Source organism: Mucilaginibacter sp., assembly GCF_041663085.1.
GTDB lineage: Bacteria > Bacteroidota > Bacteroidia > Sphingobacteriales > Sphingobacteriaceae > Mucilaginibacter.
The window spans coordinates 12,829-33,030 of record NZ_JBAZRC010000022.1 but is presented as its reverse complement, the minus strand read 5'-3'; the positions used below and the strand labels follow the sequence as shown (position 1 = coordinate 33,030).

18 protein-coding genes are annotated in these 20,202 nt (G+C 44.8%); 7 read left to right on the top strand and 11 right to left on the bottom strand.

Annotated elements, in window-relative coordinates; translation table 11 throughout:
- Positions 1–8 precede the first annotated feature (8 nt).
- The 3 genes from WC615_RS07175 (at position 9) to WC615_RS07165 (ending at position 1,513) form a co-directional block, all read left to right on the top strand.
- Entirely contained in the window at positions 9–344 is a 336-nt protein-coding gene (locus WC615_RS07175) for a hypothetical protein (protein ID WP_372977430.1), read from the top strand.
- The gene (locus tag WC615_RS07170; RefSeq protein WP_372977429.1) at positions 341–619 is read left to right on the top strand and encodes a type II toxin-antitoxin system RelE/ParE family toxin; all 279 of its coding nucleotides are present in this window, start codon (positions 341–343) and stop codon (positions 617–619) included. The genes WC615_RS07175 and WC615_RS07170 overlap by 4 nt, the downstream gene beginning before the upstream one ends.
- A gap of 69 nt (positions 620–688) precedes the next feature.
- Positions 689–1,513 carry a hypothetical protein gene (locus WC615_RS07165; protein ID WP_372977428.1) on the top strand — a complete coding sequence of 275 codons (825 nt, stop codon included), beginning with the start codon at positions 689–691 and terminating at the stop codon, positions 1,511–1,513.
- On the opposite strand, the gene WC615_RS07160 is transcribed toward WC615_RS07165, so the two are convergent.
- The 11 genes from WC615_RS07160 to WC615_RS07110 form a co-directional block, all read right to left on the bottom strand.
- A complete protein-coding gene (locus tag WC615_RS07160) occupies positions 1,514–3,382 on the bottom strand; it encodes an NAD(P)-binding domain-containing protein (protein ID WP_372977427.1) in 1,869 nt (622 codons plus the stop codon).
- A gap of 66 nt (positions 3,383–3,448) precedes the next feature.
- Positions 3,449–3,709, bottom strand: coding sequence for a Txe/YoeB family addiction module toxin (locus tag WC615_RS07155; protein ID WP_372977426.1), 261 nt, complete (start codon positions 3,707–3,709; stop codon positions 3,449–3,451).
- Entirely contained in the window at positions 3,700–3,897 is a 198-nt protein-coding gene (locus tag WC615_RS07150; protein WP_372977425.1) for a DUF2683 family protein, read from the bottom strand. The genes WC615_RS07155 and WC615_RS07150 overlap by 10 nt, the downstream gene beginning before the upstream one ends.
- 114 nt (positions 3,898–4,011) lie before the next feature.
- Positions 4,012–4,608: a hypothetical protein gene (locus WC615_RS07145; RefSeq protein WP_372977424.1), complete on the bottom strand. Its 597-nt coding sequence runs from the start codon at positions 4,606–4,608 to the stop codon at positions 4,012–4,014.
- 28 nt (positions 4,609–4,636) lie between these two features.
- Entirely contained in the window at positions 4,637–5,968 is a 1,332-nt protein-coding gene (locus WC615_RS07140; RefSeq protein WP_372977423.1) for a TldD/PmbA family protein, read from the bottom strand.
- Between the two features lie 3 nt (positions 5,969–5,971).
- Complete coding sequence (locus WC615_RS07135; protein WP_372977422.1) at positions 5,972–7,609, bottom strand: TldD/PmbA family protein; 1,638 nt, start codon at positions 7,607–7,609, stop codon at positions 5,972–5,974.
- A gap of 188 nt (positions 7,610–7,797) precedes the next feature.
- Positions 7,798–9,510: a hypothetical protein gene (locus tag WC615_RS07130; RefSeq protein ID WP_372977421.1), complete on the bottom strand. Its 1,713-nt coding sequence runs from the start codon at positions 9,508–9,510 to the stop codon at positions 7,798–7,800.
- Between the two features lie 44 nt (positions 9,511–9,554).
- Complete coding sequence (locus WC615_RS07125; RefSeq protein ID WP_372977420.1) at positions 9,555–11,678, bottom strand: hypothetical protein; 2,124 nt, start codon at positions 11,676–11,678, stop codon at positions 9,555–9,557.
- Complete coding sequence (locus WC615_RS07120; protein ID WP_372977419.1) at positions 11,671–13,122, bottom strand: BatA domain-containing protein; 1,452 nt, start codon at positions 13,120–13,122, stop codon at positions 11,671–11,673. Before WC615_RS07120 ends, WC615_RS07125 begins: the two co-directional genes overlap by 8 nt.
- Before the next feature lie 3 nt (positions 13,123–13,125).
- Positions 13,126–14,004: a DUF58 domain-containing protein gene (locus tag WC615_RS07115; RefSeq protein ID WP_372977418.1), complete on the bottom strand. Its 879-nt coding sequence runs from the start codon at positions 14,002–14,004 to the stop codon at positions 13,126–13,128.
- A gap of 52 nt (positions 14,005–14,056) precedes the next feature.
- Positions 14,057–15,052, bottom strand: coding sequence for an AAA family ATPase (locus WC615_RS07110; protein WP_372977417.1), 996 nt, complete (start codon positions 15,050–15,052; stop codon positions 14,057–14,059).
- Between the two features lie 340 nt (positions 15,053–15,392).
- On the opposite strand from WC615_RS07110, the gene WC615_RS07105 reads away from it, so the two are divergent.
- The 4 genes from WC615_RS07105 to WC615_RS07090 all read left to right on the top strand — a co-directional run bounded on the left by WC615_RS07105 (position 15,393) and on the right by WC615_RS07090 (position 20,172).
- Entirely contained in the window at positions 15,393–16,019 is a 627-nt protein-coding gene (locus WC615_RS07105) for a DUF4159 domain-containing protein (RefSeq protein WP_372977416.1), read from the top strand.
- 49 nt (positions 16,020–16,068) lie between these two features.
- Positions 16,069–16,698, top strand: a complete 630-nt coding sequence (locus WC615_RS07100; RefSeq protein ID WP_372977415.1) for an RDD family protein — start codon at positions 16,069–16,071, stop codon at positions 16,696–16,698.
- Between the two features lie 497 nt (positions 16,699–17,195).
- Positions 17,196–18,830, top strand: coding sequence for a TldD/PmbA family protein (locus tag WC615_RS07095; RefSeq protein ID WP_372977414.1), 1,635 nt, complete (start codon positions 17,196–17,198; stop codon positions 18,828–18,830).
- A 4-nt stretch (positions 18,831–18,834) separates the two neighbouring features.
- Positions 18,835–20,172 (top strand): TldD/PmbA family protein, encoded by a 1,338-nt coding sequence (locus tag WC615_RS07090; protein WP_372977413.1) that lies wholly within the window; start codon positions 18,835–18,837, stop codon positions 20,170–20,172.
- The last annotated feature ends 30 nt before the right edge of the window (positions 20,173–20,202 follow it).

Below are 20,202 nucleotides of genomic sequence, written 5' to 3'. Positions count from 1 at the left end.
TTGCAGGGATGGAATTAATAAGATGCAAAAATACAGTTTTTGTTGGAAAGGAAATATTAATGATGTTGATGCATGGTAAACTTAATAAGTTACATGTTTGTAATGTAATATTGAAATTGTTAAATTTGAATATGGCAACTCAATTTATTACCAACGATAAAGGAGAGCGAACTTCTGTAATTATTCCCATTAATGAATATGAGGATATGGTGCACCAACATCATTTAAACCTTGAATTGACTGATGAGTATAAAATCATGATTGACAAGATGCTTGCAGAAGAAGATGGCAATGTAGAGTATGTATCTGCAGAAAACATCAAAAAAAAGTTCATGAATAAATGAGCAAACCACTTATTTACAGGAGGGAAGCAGAAGCCGACCTTGATGATATTCAAGATTACTACAACAAGATCTCTCCTCAAATTACTGATAATTTCTTTATTGAATTTTTTGAGACACTTTCATTTATTGAACAAGACCCTAAATTATTCCAAATTAGATACCGTGGCATAAGAATCGCACCATTATACCGTTTTCCATATGGTATTCATTATCTCGAAAAAGAAAATGAAGTGATAATATTTAGAGTATTGCATACAAAAAGATACTTCAAATAGCTTTATTAAACATGTTTAATACCCTTTTAACGCCATAATTCACTACCTTGGGGTTATCAATACAGCTACATGAAAAGGATTATCTGCCCCCTGCTTATACTCAGTATATTTCTATCGTGCAAAAGCAAAACCGCCGATACCGACCAGGACACAACCGGAACCGGCAAGCCGCTCGATCAAAGCCAGGCTTTACTGCATCAGTTTAAACCGCTGATAAACGGTGTGTGGGTAAAAAAAGACTATATCAAAAAGGTAAAGAAGAGCAAATCGCCATTAGAGGCGGTTGATAATGGCACCGGCGTTACCATTATGTATATTGATACCGCCCAGCTTAAAGGCGACAGCATTATGGTGCCTGTTGTTTTAAATAACCACGAAGGCGCCAATGTATCTTTAAATTTTCAGCCGGGTAAAAACACCACTACTATTGAATTTGGTGATGATGAACTGAGTTATAAACTTAAAAACGGCGACACCACGCTCATCATCTATCATTATAACCCGCAAACAAAAGAGACCGCTACCGCCCAATATATTAAAGCCATGCCCAATAAACCGGCTGGCGGCCTGGCGGCAGGCATGAATATGGCTATCAACAAGGCCATCCTATCGGGCAAGTACGAAGGGACAGATGCCGCAGGTAAAAAGATCTATGCTGTATTTACCGACGACGGCAAAGTAAGCGGCTTACCCGGCTTAACTACCTACTACGTACAAAACGACATGATAGCCGACCCCGACCACAGCCATGACGAGATCATATTTAACCTTAATGGCAATGGCCAAAAAGCCTACTCATTTATCATCAATAAAAAAACACTGAGCTTATATGATAGCGCCGAACAGGTAAAATCTAACAAGCCATCATACTCATTAAAACGTAAAAGGGAGTAGTTACTCTCCCTTATCCAGATATTTATAGATAGCAATCAGGTCTTCATCACCAAATTCCGGGATCGCAGCTTCAAACGTTTTTAATGCGGCTTCGCCTAATGGTGTTGTTAACCCAATATCCCGCGAGAGCTTAAGATCCTTTACAATGTTTTTAAGGCTGAACGCCGCTTTAAAATTATCATTCACAATAGCATCACCCTTTAGTTTGGTATAAGGGTTGGCAATGGCAGCGTTACCCAAAAGGTTCAATAAAACTTCCGGCTCAATACCGTTATTTTTTGCCAGGATAAGCGCTTCTGCTAATCCTTGGGTGTAAAAACTTAATAGCGTATTTATAGCGAGTTTTGCAGCATTACCCGCACCAACGGCGCCCACGTTTACTGCCAGTTTGCCTATTTTTTCCAGTATGGGTTTTACCTGTTCAAACACATCCGCATCGCCGCCGGCCATAATAACCAGTTGGGCGGTTTCGGCTTGTTTAACACTGCCCGATACCGGGGCATCCAGATATTGCAAGCTTTTTGATGTACAAAGCGTCGCCATCTCCTTACTGATAGCAGGCGATACCGTACTCATATTGATGATAACCTTATCACGTACATCTGCCTTCAGTAAACCGTTCTCACCCTCAAATATCTCGCGGATGGCCTTATCATCGGTAACCATGATAATGACCACATCTGTTTGCTGTATCAACTCTTTGGGGGTTGATGCTGTAGTGGCACCCTGTTCTTTCAGCTCAGCTTCTTTATCCTTATGGCGATTATACACGGTTACCGGGTAACCTGCCTTTAGCAATTGCTGCGACATGGGGTTTCCCATTAAGCCAAGGCCTATCCAGCCAATTTTTGTTGTGTTTGTCATGCTCTGGTTAACGCTTATATCCTTAACAACGTTTTCGTCAAAGTATTTTTTTACCAGCAGATTAATAAACCGCTTCAAATAGGTCTCGTTCAAAAACACGTTCGACCAATTATCAAACCTTTGGCATTGTATCCCCAGGTAAAAGAAATACATACTTACGCCAAGTATGGGTAACAATCGTTTTTCTTCGTCGCTTATTGGGGTGATGGATTCGTACCCGGTCAAAAAGTTTTTCAACTTTTCATCGCGCTCGGCTTCAACTTTTTCGGTGCTGTGTAATTGCAATATATAATAAGCCAGATCAAGGCACAGCCAGCCATTGCCGCAAAAATCAAAATCGAATATGGTAACGTTACCCTCTTTAGTGATGTTCAGATTATCGAACCAGATATCCATATGTACTACACCCTGCCTTAATTTACCGGTGTCAGTTTTGGCCAGTTCATCCAGCAAATATTTTTGTGTTGATGCCATCCACCCTATTTCATCAGTATCGGCCGGCAGAAATTGTTTTAATCGTTCGAATGAATCCTGTAATAAAACCTGCGGCGTATAGCTAACCCGTTGCAATTGCAGATTGTGCGTAACCTGGTGAATGCGTGCCATGGTTTCGCCAATTTTGTAATGCAGATCTGTAGAAAAGTTTAGTTGCTTTTCGCCTTCGGCAAATGAGAATAGTACGCCATAACGGTTTCCCTCCGGCGCATTCAGTTCCTGTAAATAATCACCGGCAGCATCTTTTACCGGGTATGATACCGGGATGTTGTTATCGCGCAGCAAATTCAACAGCTTTATCTCTTCCCTTATTTCTGTTTGGCTGCGCCAGTTTAAGCTGTAAAGCCTGAACACAAATTTACTATCACCATCAGTTATTAAATAACTATGGTTGATGCCGGTTTTTAACAACTTACAGGTTGCATTGGCACTAAAATGGTACCTATCCTGCAAAAATAAACCAACATGCGTTGCAGAAAGGATTGAACTGATAACAGGAAAGTTTTGCATGATAAAGTTTTTGGGGCTGCAAAGAAACAAAAACGCCACTGCTTTTGGCAATGGCGACGAATATATTTATTTAGAATGTCCTTTTAAAGAATATATACAGAGAATATCATTATCGAAACTGTAGATTATACGATGTTCATGATTAATACGCCTTGACCATTTTCCTGTTAGCTTATGCTTTAATGGTTCCGGCTTTCCCACTCCTTCAAAAGGAGTTTCTTTCATTGAAGAAAGTAATTCACTGATTTTCTTTTGGACACCAACATTTCCGCTTTTCTTCCATTCTTCAAGATGGGATAAAGCAGTAGAAGTAAATATTACTTCCATAAATTATCAGTATCCACTTTTATACCTTTTCCAGCTTTTATTTCTTCTTCGCCTTTAAGTATCATATCTACAAATGCTGGATCATATTTATCCTTTTCTTCCTCGAAAGATATTTTTAGCGCTTTCATAAAAGCTTTCAAAGCATTTAACTGCTCTTTATTTTCAGGATGTACAATTAATGTTGCCATATTCAAATTTACGCTTTTTTGGATATTTAAGTTTATTCTTAAAACAGAAAAGTTGCAGATGGTACTAACCTGCAACCTTCTATCGATTATTTTTTTAATGGATAACAAAGCCATTTAATCAGTTAACCACTTTGTTGCTTTATTTGCCATATATAGTCCATAACATGATGTAGCGATGGCAAGCCCTACACCTAAAAAAGCAAGTATGTAGTTAGCAGGCATCAGCTTTTTTAAAGTGAAAACTATACCACATACAGCAATTAAGGTACTCCATGTAGCCAGGTAATAATCTATAGTACGTTTAAATATTTTGCCCATAGGGTAAAAATGCAGCCCTACTACTAATGCTAATACAGGTATAGTAAGTTCCGGATAACCAAGGTTAACAACTATATTAATACCGATAAATATACCCAACCCTTCTGCAGCGAAAACTATCCCGAACCATTTCCCTATTCTTTTTTCCTCAGCTATATCTGCCTCAGAAGTAGGTTTTGGAAAATTCTTAGCTATCTTAAATAAGGCTATCCCTTTTACAATAAAATAAACACTCAATAAAGGGAATATAAACAACAATAAAGCATAGGCCGTTCCATGTAAACCACCATAGGCGATCCCTGCCCATATCATAGTAAAAAGAGCCATCATAAAAAGGCCTGTTGCATTTCCCTTTACGGCTGCTGCCGGCACTATATGTGGCTCCTTTTCCATTTTCTTATTTTTGATCTGATTTAGTATGCTATACCGCGTCCGACAGCGAGCTAAATGTAAAGTCCCTGATCTTCATCGGTGGTATCAGGTAGCTGCGGTAACTTTCTACGCTGATGCTGCGTTCCTGTTTGCCAAGGGCTTCCAGGTTGTTCAGCATAATCACCGGGCTTTCGTTAAACCTGAAGTTTTTTACCGGGAACATGATCTTTCCGTTCTCAATATAAAACGTACCATCTCGGGTAAGACCGGTTAACAGTAACGATTGCGGATCGACCATACGGATGTACCACAATCTGGAAACCAGGATACCTTTCTCGGTGCTTTTTATCAGTTCTTCGAGGGTTTGAGTACCGCCATCCATAATAATATTGCTTGGGCCGGGAACAGGTTTTACACCTTTCTTTTGCGCCCAATAGCGCGAGTATGACAGGTTCTTCACCACGCCGTTTTCTATCCAGCTGGTTTTTTCGCGTGGCAAACCGTCACCACCCCAGGTAGAACCCGGCAGGTCGGTATTAAACGGATCTGAGTAGATATTTACTTTCGGATCTACCAGTTGCTCACCTAAACGTGTGCCGCCGCCTTTTTTACTCAAAAAGCTACGCCCTTCTTCCGCGCTGCGTGCATCAAAACGGAACATATTCTCGAGCATGTAAGTAGCCGCAACAGGCTCCAGTATCACGGTATATTTACCCGGTTCAATGGCTTTTGCACCTTTGGATGCATTAGCTTTCATGGTAGCAACCCTTGTTGCCGAGGCTGTATCCAGTTTTGAAACATCGGTAAAACCACGTGCTGCATATCCTGATATACTGCCGGCCTCATCGCGTGTAGTTACCGAGAAGGTAACATCGCTGCTTCTGTTATAAGCGAACAGACCCTTAGAGTTCATCACCGCGTTAAAGCCTGTAGAGTTCTCTAAAAACCCTGCCGCAAACAGTTTGGCATCTTTGGTAACCTGCAAGCTTTTACCAACCATTTCGGCGCGGCTTTCGGGCGTCATGGCGGCTGTGTTGGCGTTGTAGGTTATCGAGTCTTTAAATTCACTCTGGCCAAGCATCGGCATGTATTCAGGGTTCTCGGGTGCCAGTTGTGCCAGCTCTTCCGAGCGGCGCACAACACGCTCTAAAGCGGCATCGTCAAACTCATCAATACTGGCCGAACCTGCTTTTTTGCCATAAACAGATGTTACCGCCAAACCTGTAGTACTTACATCGCCCGCAGTAGATACCGCGTTAAGCGCGTACCTGATATTGCCGCCGTCGCTTCCGAAAAGGCTTACTTCGCACTCATCGGCTTTTGAATAGCTAAGCACCTTCTTTAATAAAGCCTGTGCCTGTTCTTTTGTATATATAGCCATATGTTATCCGATCTTTCTTTTTGTGTTGATTACATTAACACCATTAAACCTTGCTGTTGATGATCCATGCGATACCGCGCTGCTCTGGCTCGGTTGCCCCTTACCATCGTTAAACGAGCCACCTAAGCGGTAATCGCTTGCATCGCAAACCTGCGCGCACGAGTTCCAGAACTCCTGTGTGTTGGCCTGATAAGCCACATCATTCAGCATACCGGCAATTTTGCCATCTTTTATCTCGTAAAAAAGCTGCCCGCCAAACTGGAAGTTATAGCGTTGCTGATCAATAGAAAAAGAGCCGTCGCCAATTATATAGATCCCCTTCTCAACGTTTTTGATCATGTTATCTACACTTAGCGGGGTTTTACCCGGCTGTAATGATACGTTCGGCATCCGCTGGAATTGTACATCCTGCCAGCTTTGCGCGTAGCAGCAGCCCTGTGATTCTTTCAGACCGATGATATGCGCCTGATCGCGGATGGCCTGGTAGTTTACCAGCGTACCCTCTTTAATGATATCCCATTTTTTGGTGCCTACACCTTCATCATCATAACCCACAGCACCTAATGAGCCTACTTCGGTTTTATCGCCGGTTACATTTACCTGCTTGCTGCCGAAATTGAACTTACCCGATTTCCATTTATCTAAAGTTAAGAAACTGGTACCGGCAAAGTTTGCTTCGTAGCCCAGCACACGGTCAAGCTCGGTTGGGTGACCAACAGATTCGTGAATGGTTAACCACAGGTGACTTGGATCAAGCACCAGGTCGTATTTACCGGGATCAACCGTTTTTGCCGTGATCTTTTCTGCGGCCTGTTTAGTGGCAAATTTTATATCCTCCAGCATATCATAACGCTTTTTATAGCGGGTGGTAATACCGGTAACTTTTTCACTTTCGGTAGGGTTAAGGTACTCATAGCCCATACCTACCGGCGAGCTTAACGAGCGCCTGGTTTGGAAAGAATTTGAAGCCGAATCGATTTTTGTAACCGTAAACGACGGGAAGATGCGGTGGATATCCTGATCGATGTATGAACCATCGGTAGAGGCAAAATATTTTTGCTCATTCACCGCAAAAACGGTTGAGTTTACAAAGTTAGCACCACCGCTAATGGCCGCTGCGTTGGCGCCAAGCAAAAGATCAACTTTTTCCTTGATAGGTACTTCAAAAGCGTTCTTTTCTATCGGGGTTTTCCAGCTTACTTCGCCATAGCCTTTTTGTGGTGCAAGCTGTACCGGCGCACTGCCCAGTTTGGCATTTGCCTTTGCAACGGCAACCGCACGCCTGGCAATTTTGGCAATACCTTCTTTTGTTACATCATTAGTGGCGGCAAAGCCCCAGCAGCCATCGGCAATTACCCGGATGCCCACACCGTATGATTCGGTGTTAGCCACGTTTTGTACCCGGTTTTCGCGGGTAATAACAAACTGGTTAAGGTAGCGGCCAATACGTACATCGGCATAGCTGGCCCCGGCAGATTTTGCGGCATTAAGCCCTGCATCAGCCAGTTGTTTTTTAATGCGCACGTCCACGCCTTCAAGCGCCTGCTGCACATCAATGTTTTTACCGAAACTGTTGAGCGACGGGAGCACCATAGCCCCCGCACCAACACCGGTTAAAAAAATAAAGTCTCTTCTTCTCAAAGTTTGTCCTCCTTTTATTTAATTCTGCCCGCAGGCAATGTTTTAAATTTATTCATCGCAGTCGCTCGCTTCCTCGCGAGTGACCAATATTATAAGGCCTCCGGCCGCCACAATCTGTATACTGCGGCCAGGAGGCCGCGTAATAGTCCTCACCCGGCCGGAGCCGGGCGAGTGCATAAAAATATATTTTATGATATCTTAGTTTCTATCCACAAGAAAGTACATGCTGCCAGCAACAGGATATAAAAATATATTTTTGGCACATCAATCCGAACTTTTTGCTGTATCTGTTTTGTTACAATCTGCCTGTTTGGATGCAGGGTTGCATATTTATTTGTTGCCGCTATTTTTTCTGCGGATCGCAGGGTTTTCCAGTCGTTTTGAGGATAGGCAAACCAGGTACTGAGCTTGTCGCCCAGTTTTACATTTTGCCATCCGGCAGATTGTGGACGATAGGTTGCACTCCACTCAAAAGGCACATCTGGATTTTGAGCCGGCGCTATCAATTCCCCGTTCATACTTATGGGTGATGCAATGCTCTGTGATACCTGTAGTATTACAGGTTCATTACTTACCGGCAATGATGAAAATTGGATGTAGTCTTTCATCTCATCGTTCTTCCTTGCGGCTTTGCTCAATAGCACCGACCATAATTCCGTATAATCCTGCTTATTGCCAGCCAGCATCCAGCTAAAAGTATTGTTGAGTGTTGTGAAGATGATCTTACCGGACCCATATAAAGCGCTGCCCGCCAGCACCCGCTCTTTAGCTTTCACCAGCGGCTGTGTACCGTTCTGGTAAACAATATGCGCTGAACCATAGGCAAGCTTACCCGAGCCGCTTCTATTAACATTGATAATGAGCGATGCGGGTTCAGGTTCCTTGCCCGAAGGCCTATGTACCGGGAACTGCCTTTGCAGCCATGATATTTTGCCTGCACTATCGGCCCGTACAATAAGGCCGAGGCCTTTATCGGCAACGGCTTGTTTCAACACATCGCTTTCGGCACTGCTTAAGGTACTTAAAACGGACAGGTCGCCAATAACCACATCAAATTGAGCGAGTGTTTGGGTGGAAAGTTTATCCAGATTAAACTGGGCTATATTGATATACTCGCTGTTATATTTCCCTTTGCTGATGGCCGAGCGCAGGGCTACAGCGTAACCGTTTTCGCTCAGCCAGTTCTTTAAAAATTTGCTTTCAAAATCTGGCGAAGCCGATAGCATCAATACTTTTAATGGTTTTACGGGATCTATTTGTACAGGCAGGCTGCCTTGCAAAGCGGTATCAGCATTCAACGTAAACACCATTTTACCCGTTGCTTTCGGGATGGCGCTTAGCTCGAATGGCGTTTGCGCGTTTGGCGGCAGGCTGATGGAATCCAACCCGGTATTCAAGCCTCTTAAAACCAGTTTTATTTTTTGTCCCGATGTATTATTATATACGCCTTGTACGTGTAATGCCTCGCCTGCTTTTAGCCTATTGTTCCAACTGATGTTACTTATCCCTACAGGCATCTTTGCAGCATGAAAGGTAATTGGCAGCCTGTCCAGCTGTGTTAGTTCATCCTTACTTAAACCATTACCATATATCTGCAAAGGTGCTGTTTTACTCAGTTCATCCAGCCCGCTAATGAGTTTTACTTTTGGATAAGCTTTTTTGATGGATTCATCCAACGTTATTACGCTGGTATCGATACCATTTGGCAGGCTATCCGCATCAAAACCTGCGGTAAGTAATATGGCTTTATGCTGGTTAGTTTTGGTAATTGCACCATTATATTTTATTGGCAGGGTAATACAGGCTAAAGCCACTATCGCAATAATTACCGCCATAATCCGCAGCAGCAAAAAGCGTTTATTGGCATGGCGATATTCTAACCATCCGAATAACACCGCCATGAAGATGCAAAGCGCCCAAACTATATAAATCCAACTGCCCTGCATCATCTGTTTGCCTGCTTTAAGTTTTTATAATACTGCTTAGACAGGCCCATATCCGTAGTGTTAGCGTTTGATGAAGGCATCTTTTTAAGCGTGGTTAACGTTCTTTGTAATGCCCGCTCTGCCAGGTCTACATCTTTACTTTTTGCCGGGGTAGCTGATAAGATGCGGCGCATGGCGTTCAACGCAGGCAAATAAACGCCCGGCTTTGCAGATGCTTTTAAGCCCAGTTGCTGGTTAGCTAATTGCAAAACGCGGTTATCTGCTGCGCTTAAAATCGGGTTCGTTTTTAAACTTTCTAATACGTTAACCGCTTTTTTCAAAGCATCCATCTGGTCGGCAACAGGTTTAATATCTTGTTTATTGATAGGTTGGATGATCTTATCCAACTCGCCGCTTAAGCGTTTTTCCTGCTTCAATGGTGGCGGATTGTAAGCCGTTTTTGCCACAAACGCCCGCGATTTTTGTTGCAGGTCTTTCAGTAAGCGTAAAGCCTTATAGGCAAATGGCAATGCCGCCTGTGGTTTGTAAAGGCGCAGCTGTAATTCGGCCTTCCACATTTCGGTAAGGGTGGCTTTTAGCTGGGCTTTTATGGCAGGTTCAAAAAAACCCGCATCCTCGGCGTTATCGTGGTCGTCGGTGTACTCTTTTAATATTTTGGCAGCGTTGCTAAAATCAGCAGGGTCTGCCGGGTCGTTGCCCGGCGCGCCGATGGCATCTTCGCCTTCCTCGCCTAAAAATTTACCGTAACGCAGGCGCAATAATTTTTGATCGATACCCAGGTTATTGCTGCGGTTATTAAATTTCTCAACGCTGATGCTATCCTTTTCTTTGAGCAGTTGCTCGGCATCAATGATGATCTGCCGTTCGCTCCTAAAAAACTCCGGTTTAAGGTTTACGCCGTTGATGATTCCATTCATACTCAGCAATTCGGCGGTATCCTGCACGCTTACGGTGTACACATCCGTACGGCTCAACTGCTTGTATGTATCCTGTGCCTGTACGTAAAAGTAAAGCTCATCCCCGGGTTCCACATTCAAAGCCGGCAACTGGATCAGCTTCTGTACATCATACTGCGCGTTATGCGCACCAAAACCCTGCGCAAAATTCAGTTTGTATTCCTTAAACTTTACGCCCTCGCCCTTGCCCTTGGCAACTGTGGCTATAATCACCGCATCAGCAACGCCATAATCATCATTAAGCGCGGCATTTATGGTAACCCTTGGTGCTTCGCCTGCATCAATATAAGTGTATTGCTTTGGCGTTTTTATATGGATAACTGGCGGGCTATCCTTAACAACCTGCATGTAATACAAGTCAGATAGTTTCCCATCAATACTCACCTGGTAAAAACCAGGGCTTGTAATGGCTTTGGTGGCATGCCAGTTGGTACCGCCGCCGTTGCTTTTTAAAGCAACGTGTTCTTTATCGTTAAAAAGCAGGTAAGCTTTTTTAATGGCTACATTGGTTTTGATTTGCCATTCTACCACAGCGCCTTCTTCTGCCGACAGGTTAAATTTATCCTGTTCGCGCTTGCCTTTACCCGTATATGCCGGCGGGACAATGCTTATATTCACGCTGCTTATCTGTGGTAAAACTTTTTCGGCCACTTTGGGCATCGGCGCGCATTCTGCAACCGGGCGGTTGTTCCCGTAAAAAATACGTTCGATATGGAAGATCTTACCCAGTGCCCATATAAATGCGGTGGCTACAATAAGCGATATAAAAGCAACTACCAAACGCTTGGCGAACGGCTTATGCGATATTTTAAGATCTGCTAAAACAACTTCGGTTTTTGAGGCAGCTATAATTTGCAAGGGGTTCAGCTCGGCAGCGGGCAGCAATAACAGGTGACTGCTTTCCTGCAACTCGGGGTATTCCTTATTCAAAAAAGCGGTTATTTTTTGCCCGCTCATTTGCCATGGGCGATTGATGACCAATAAAATAATAAGCGCCACGGGGAAGACAATTATTCCCCATAATATTGATGGCGAAAGCAAATAGTACACGATGGCGCCAATGTACAGCGCGGCGTAAACTGATAGCAGCACATCCTCCAGTACGTGGTAAACTATCCAGCGTTGACGCAGGCCTTGTATTTTATGTAAACCGCCCTGCTCAGCCATTACCCGTTAATTTTTTGTGCGACAAGATGCGTTCGGCGATCAATAAAAGGACCACCAGCAGCCAGAAATGTTTGGATAGATCGGCTTGTTGGGTTGTTTTAAACGATGACTGCGGCATGGATTGTGAAATTATTTCCGGCTGTACCTGGCGGTTATTAAAGATACGGCGCTCGTGCCCTTTTGGTTGGCTTTGCCCGCTACCCAATAACAGTTTTAACATCAGCTTAGGGAAATCATCGCTCCAAACCAGGTCGCTCCATAAGGGGTTAAAACGGCTGTAAAAATGCCAGGTGTTCCCATCCAACCCTAACACAGGCTTGCCAAAACCATCTTTCCATACAGGCTCATAACTGTTTGTTGAATTAATCCTTTTGGCCAAAGCAATATGGCCCGGATCTATCCATGAGTTTACATCTGCTATTTTGCCTGCTTCATGTTGAAAAATATTTTTGCTGTTTTTTAACAGATCCGGTTTTACCTGCTGCTCTGATAACCAGAAAAGCCATGTTAGGCCGTGAGGTATGGTTGCATTGTTATATTGTTTGATTGTTGTTTTGGCCCCGTTAAAGGTTGTGGCAGCGCTCAGCGCAGCTTTAAGGTAACCCGCATCAAGCTGGTGTTTATCGGTGTAGATTGCGATACGCAGGGTAGATGTATCAACCGGTACAGATTGCGCAGTATTTTTAAGGCTTACAAAGGGCTGCCCGTTTTGCACACTAACAGTTACATCGTTATCCCCACGGCCTTGTATGGTTTGCGTGGTAAAATATGTTGATGAAGTCGTACTGTTACCAATGGTTATTTTAATAGCGCCGTTGTTGGTTATAAATGCCCTATCTATCCATTTAGTAACAGAATCTTTTGCAGTATACGTTTGCCAATGCAGGCTATTCAGTTTTACCCTTGGTTTATCGCCCTTAAAATGATCGATGCCGTTTTGGCTGAATAAATAAACAGGGGCGTCGCCAACCTGATTTGCCAACTGTTTTACCAGGCTCCAATAATTGGCGTTGATGGTTGTATCTTTTAATGATGAATCTGCCAGTATGGTTTTCAGATCCTGCTTTGCAAAACCCCTATTAAAGTAATGGAACTCATATCCGGCCTTATCCAGCGAATCTATTGTTGGTTTAAATTTTTGGTAAGTTTCTTTTAAACTCTCCCGCGGGATAAGTACCCAGCCCTTCTTTTGGGCAGTTACATACTTTTGCCAAACAGGCGCAGCCAGTAACAGGGCGATTAATATCAATAAAAGGCATCGAAGTAGCAATAACAAAATATCCAGCAGCTTAAAGCTGCGCTTTGTACTTTTTGAGGCCTCGGTAATAAGTGAGATGCTGCCCACCTTCAGCGTTTTGCCCGGCCTTATATTCCACAGGTGGATAATAACCGGGATAGTTATAGCGGCCAGCGCGAAGAACCATATAGGGTTTAAAAACTGCATAGCCTACTTTGCCCCCTTTTTACGCTGTACCAAAAAATCGCGCAGGGCTGCATCAAGCGGCTGCGAAGTGCTTATCATACGGTATGCAATGCGTTTACCCAAAAGTTCGCTCCGGATGGTGGCCAGGTGGTCGTGTAGCTTTTCCTGATAAGCATCCTTTGCACGCTGAGTATTCACCTGTATGGTTTCTCCCGTTTCCAGATCTTCCAGTGTGGAAAATCCCTTAAAATCAAAATCCAGTTCATTTTGCCCCATCAGGTGGAACACAATGATCTCATGCTTCAGCGCCGATAAAGAATTAAGCAGGGCATTAATTTCGCCATCGGCCTGGTACATATCGGTTATAAAAACCAGCAGCTCTTTACGGCCTGCACCAGCAAAAAGCTCTTTATAATGGATAGGTTTTGTAAATGTGCCGGCAGGGTCAACCTGTTGCAGGTGGTAAAACAACCGCTGCAGGTGTTGCGGGTCGGGTTTGGACGGGATAGAGAACAACTCTCCATCTTTAAAAACATTCAGCGCTACCGAGTCGCCCTGCAAATTAGCCAGGTAAGCCAATGAGGCGGTTAGCGCTTTAGCATACTCTATTTTTTTGATCCCATTATCATCATGGTTCATAGATGAGCTGGCATCCACCAAAAACCTGACGGAGATACTCGTCTCAATTTCTGACTCTCTTATATAATACCTGTCGCTGCGGGCAAACATGCGCCAGTCCAGCCAGCGCAGGTCGTCGCCCGGCTGGTAGCTGCGGTACTGGCTAAATTCAAGTCCGGGGCCTTTTACGGTGCTTTTGTTAAACCCATTCATAAAGCCATCAATAACCGTTTTCGCCAGTAATGGCAAATCCTTAATAGTCATTAATACTTTAGGGTCGAGCATGGTTAGTGATCAGAGATCAGTTAATTAGAGATTAGTTCCGTGTTATTACACACTATAAAGTTGCCGACCTAACAATTACCTTTATCAATTCTTCGGTAACCCGGTCAGAGTTGATGCCTTCGGCTTCGGCTTTAAAGTTCATGAGTATACGGTGCCTTAAAACAGCCGGTGCCATAGCGTGGATATCTTCCATTAAAACAGCGTACCTTCCTTTAAGTAAGGCGCGTGCTTTTGCGGTTAATATTAAGGCCTGCCCTGCGCGCGGCCCTGCTCCCCAGCGCACCCATTCTTTCACATAATTAACAGCGGTGGTATCCGGGCGGGTAGCGCGAATCATCTCGCTAACGTAACGGGTCAAATCTTCATTAATGGTTACCTGCCTTACCAGCGCCTGCGCCTGTATAATTTCTTCGGCGGTGATAACCGCCTGTACATCCGCCTTTTTGGTGCCGGTAGTACGATTTAGTATCGCAAATTCTTCCTCGGGTGTTGGATAGCCAATTTTTATCAGCAATAAAAACCTGTCGAGCTGCGCCTCAGGCAAGGGATAGGTACCTGCCTGCTCAATAGGGTTTTGTGTAGCCAGGATAAAGAAAGGCTTATCAAGCGGGTAAGTTTGCCCGCCATAAGTTACCTCAAATTCCTGCATGGCCTCTAAAAGTGCCGATTGCGTTTTGGGTGGCGTACGGTTTATCTCATCAGCCAAAATAATATTGGCAAACAGCGGACCCTTGTTAAATTTAAAAAAACGCTTGCCTGTGGCGTGGTCTTCTTCCAGTATCTCGGTGCCGATGATATCCGTCGGCATCAGGTCGGGCGTAAACTGAATACGCCTGAACGCCAGGTGCAGCGCCTGCGACATGGTTTTAACGATCAGCGTTTTTGCCAGTCCCGGTACACCCTCCAGCAGGCAATGGCCGCCGGCTAAAAAGGCCACCAGCAATTCGTCCAATATGGCATCCTGCCCTACAATTACCTTTTGTATTTCGGCTTTTAGCTGCGGTAATTTTTCAAGCAGGGCTTTTATATTTTTTTCGGTCAGTTCCAATGTGTTTGGTATTAAAATTTATTCCCGTAGTTTACTCACCCGGTCGTTGCTGCGCCCAACCACCCGCTCTTCGCTGCGCGGTAAGAGGGTTTTGCCATTTTTCCCATCTTCACCCTCTTTGCGAAAGCAGAGAGGGTCGACAAGCATAGCGATGTCGGGGTGAGTCAATTGACCGGTGAGCATACATTCACCCAATCCCCTCACAAGATATTACGCTTTTCAGTAAATACCATGCATTTTTGTCAAAAACACAACAAAGTATCTAAAACTTTACAACCTGTTAAGTTTATTAATGGAGGCAGGCAATAATTTTGTTTTAATTTTAGGGTTTAGTAAACAGATGGCATACGGGCAAAAATTCACTTTTACAAGATTAAGCTACAACAGCGGCGATTGGGATACCGACCAGCGCATGCCATCAAATATCCTCAACTCCCTGCTGGAGTACACCACCATCCCTATCAACGAGCATGAAAAGGTTATCCCATTAAGCAGCGATGATATTTTTAATTACCCTTTTTGCTACTTAAGCGGGCATAAGCTGGTACAGTTTGATGCCAAAGAGAAGGCCAACTTTAAAAGCTATGTGCAAAACGGCGGTTTTGTATTTGTTGATGATTGCAACCACGATATCGACGGGCTTTTTGCCAAATCATTCGAGGCGCAGATGGCAGCCTTGTTTGGGCCCGCGGCCATGAAGAAGATCCCGAATAACCACAAGCTGTACAGCTCTTTTTTTAAGTTCGACAAAGGCCCGCCCACCACATCATTCGAGCTGAACGGATGGGGCGATGACCTGGTGCACGATTATCTGAAAGCTATAGAAATAAACGGCCGCATTGGCGTTTTATACAGCAGTAAGGATTACGGCTGCGAGTGGGACTACGATTTCCGCAATAAGCGTTTCCTGGCCGAGGACAACACAAAATTCGGGGTGAACATTATTGTTTACGCTATGAATTCATAAGTGCGCAATAATACAATTAGCGCTATATTTATCGGGATTTATAATTCACATGACAGACGGTTACTACATATCAATAAACGACGAAGAAAAAGGCCCTTTTACATTAGAAGAAGTGCTTGAGATGGCCCCCGGGCTTGATACCATGGTATTATCGCCGCAGGCCGAAGATTGGGAACGCGCGGCAGACCTGCCCGAGTTTTTTCATTATTTTGAAGCGCAGGGCATTTGCTTCCCTACCGAAGATAACCTTGCCAGCTTTTGGATAAGGCTGCTGGCTTATTTTATTGACTATATTCTCACCAGCATCGTATTTTCGTTTTTTGTCCCGCCAACTATTTTAGCCATATACAAAAGGCTGCTGAACAACACCTACACCATGGGTGATGTGAATACCTATTCGCTATTCCTGTTACTAACATTTATTATAGTTGTTTTTTACAACACCGTTTGCGAGGCAAGCAAAATGCAGGGCAGCATAGGCAAAAGGGTGTGCGGTATTGTAGTGGTTGATGCCGACGGCCGCAGGCTTAGCTTTATGAAAGCCTTTTTCCGCAACCTGGGCAAATTTGTTTCGGGCACGGTATTGGGCATTGGTTACCTCGCTATTTTATGGGATGACCACCGCCAGGCCTGGCACGATAAGTTTGCCAAAACCTACGTGCTGACGCGTAACAGGTAGGTGTTGGTGAGTGGTTGATTGAGTGAATTGAGAGCGGTTGTCACGGTGAGGCTGTGGAACCATTAACCTCCAGGTGTTCACGTTCACTGCAGTGAACACCTGTGAACACTTGCTAAATCCTGATAATCAAATAGTTGATATTTTCACTACTGACAATATAGTGCCACCATCGTTTGGTGAAATTTTATGTATACGGGTTATTGCCCTGAACCTGGATTAAATCCCTGCTGGCGGCACGCGTACCGCGTGTGCCTAATATCTGCTCATCAGCACACACCCTAAACCCGATAGCAGCATATACCATGTATAGCGGATAGCGGTACTACCGTAACCAAAGCACCACAACACTTGCTTTTCTAATCGCTTTTATAACACACCCCTTACCCCTCTCAAAGAGGGGAATTTAAATGATCGGCATATTTTCTCATCTGCACATCCGCACATTTGCACATCCGCAAATCAAATTACTATATTTAGGCAATAAATACTGACCCACTTTGAAAAGAAAAGATTTCCTTTACCTTACGGGCATGGGCATCAGTGCCTCCATGCTCAGCCAGTTTACCGCGCTTGGTTCGCCGGTTGTACCGGGCACCCGTATGCGGGACGTTGACGTAGCCATAAAAAAACGCATGAGCGATGTAGCCCTTAACGCCGCACGCGCAAAAGGCGCCACTTATACCGATGTGCGCCTTGGCCGCTACCTTAACGAATTTGTGGTTACCCGCGACAAAAACATCGAAAATATTGTGGATACCGAAAGCTACGGCATGGGTATCCGCGTTATTGCCAACGGCTGCTGGGGCTTTGCCGCAACAGATAAGCTGGATAACGATAGCATAGCACGCGCTGCCGAACTGGCTGTAGCCATTGCCAAAGAAAACTCGCGTATACAAACCGACCCGGTGCAGCTTGCACCGCAAAAAGGGTACGGCGAAGTAACCTGGAAAACACCTATAGAGCGTAATGCCTTTGAGGTGCCGATGAAAGAAAAAACCGACCTCTTACTGTCTGTTAACGACGCCGCTTTTAAAAATGGCGCCAACTATGTTAACTCGGTATTGTTTATGGTGAACGAGCAAAAATACTTTGCATCAACCGATGGTTCTTATATAGACCAGGATATCCACCGCATCTGGCCGGTATTCCAGGTCACTAAAATCGACAAAACATCGGGCAAGTTTGAAACCCGCAGCTCGTTAAGCGCACCGCGCGGAATGGGTTACGAGTACCTGATGCCTAAAGAAAGCGAAAAGATAAAAAGCCAAACCACTTTATACCGCGACCGCTACGATATGCTGGAAGATGCCGGGGCTGCAGCTTTGCAGGCCGCCGAAAAGCTGAAAGCAAAATCGGTTGAGCCCGGTAAATACGACCTGGTGCTTGACCCAAGCCACCTGTGGTTAACCATTCACGAGTCTGTTGGTCACCCGTCAGAGCTTGACCGCGTGCTGGGTTACGAGGCCAATTTTGCCGGTACCAGTTTCCTTACTTTAGATAAGTGGAAAACAGGCAAATTTAACTTTGGCAGCAAAAACGTAAACATTGTAGCCGATAAATTGCAGCCGGGTTCGCTTGGTGCTGTGGGTTATGATGATGAAGGCGTTGGCACCAAACAATGGGATATTATTAAAGACGGCATACTGGTAAATTACCAGGCCATCCGCGACCAGGCGCATATCATCGGCTTGAAAGAATCACAAGGCTGCTGCTACTCGCAAAGCTGGCGCGATGTACAATTCCAGCGCATGCCGAACATATCGCTGCAACCGGGCAAGGAAAAACTTTCTCCGGCAGATATGATCAAAAATGTGGAGAAAGGTATCTACATCATCGGCGACAGCTCATTCTCTATCGATCAGCAACGTTACAACTTCCAGTTTAGCGGGCAGCTTTATTACGAGATAAAGAATGGTAAGATAGTAGGCATGCTAAACGATGTAGCTTACCAGGCCAACACCCAGGAGTTCTGGAACGCCTGCTCGGCAGTTTGCGATAAAGACGACTACCGTTTAGGCGGATCTTTCTTTGACGGTAAGGGCCAGCCTATGCAGGCCAGCGCGGTATCGCACGGTTCATCAACAGCCCGTTTTAACGGGGTTAACGTAATTAATACAGCAAGAAAAATATAAACATATGGCTATTTTAACTGAAGATGAATGCCGCGCTATCATGAAAAAAGCGCTCAGCTATTCAAAAGCCGACGAATGTGAAATAAACCTGAACGGATCTGACTCGGCCAATATAAGGTACGCACGCAACACGGTATCAACAAGCGGTGCTATAAGCAGTACCAGCATGGCCATATCATCGGCATTTGGTAAAAAGCTGGGTGTTATAACCCTGAATGATTATAGCGATGCCGCTATTGCAGCAGCCGTAAAAAAATCGGAAGAGCTGGCACAACTGGCGCCAGAGAACCCCGAATACATGCCGATGCTTGGCCCGCAAACTTATGGCCCTGCAGCACAAACCTTTGTACCTGCAACCGCGGCTATGACACCCGCGCAGCGCACCACCCTGGTAGGCAATAGCCTGCAGATATCAAAAGACAATAAGCTTACCGCTGCCGGCTTTTTAGAAAGCAGCGCAGGTTTCAGCGCCATGATGAACTCTAAGGGTTTGTTCGCGTACAATAAATCAACCGATATTAACTTTTCGGTAACCCTGCGTACTGCCGATGGGCAGGGATCGGGCTATGCCACTAAAGATTATAACGATGTTGCTAAAATGGATGCTGTTACCTTTACCAAACGGGCAGCACAAAAAGCAGCAGGATCAACCGGTGCCAAAGCTATTGAGCCGGGTAAATATACCGTGATACTTGAACCTGCCGCCGGCATTGTACTGCTTGAGCAATTATACGGCAGCCTTGATGCCCGCAGCGCCGATGAAGGCCGCAGCTTTTTAAGCAAACCGGGCGGCAAAACCCGCCTTGGCGAAAAACTGGTGGATGAACGGGTGAACATTTACTCGGACCCATTGAATGCAGAACTGCCCGCCAGCAACTGGGCCGGCGATGGCCAGCCGCTGGGCAAAATGAGCTGGATAGAAAAAGGCGTTGTTAAAAATTTCAGCTACTCGCGTTACTGGGCGCAAAAAAAAGGCGTAAAACCTGTTCCCGGCCCTGCTAACATTATTATGGAAGGCGGCACCCAAAGTTTAGAGGACCTGATAAAAGGCACCGAAAAAGGCATACTGGTAACCCGCCTGTGGTACATACGCCCGGTTGACCCGCAAACATTACTATACACCGGCTTAACCCGCGACGGTACTTTTTATATAGAGAACGGGCAGATCAAGTTCCCTATTAAAAACCTGAGGTTTAACGAAAGCCCGGTTATTATGCTGAACAACCTGGATGCACTTGGTAAAGCAGAGCGTACCGTGAGCGGCGAAAGCAGCCAAAGCGCCCTGATACCGCCAATGCGCATAAGGGACTTTACGTTTAGCTCACTGTCTGACGCTGTTTAGAATCTTTAGCACAGGTGTAATAATATTTAC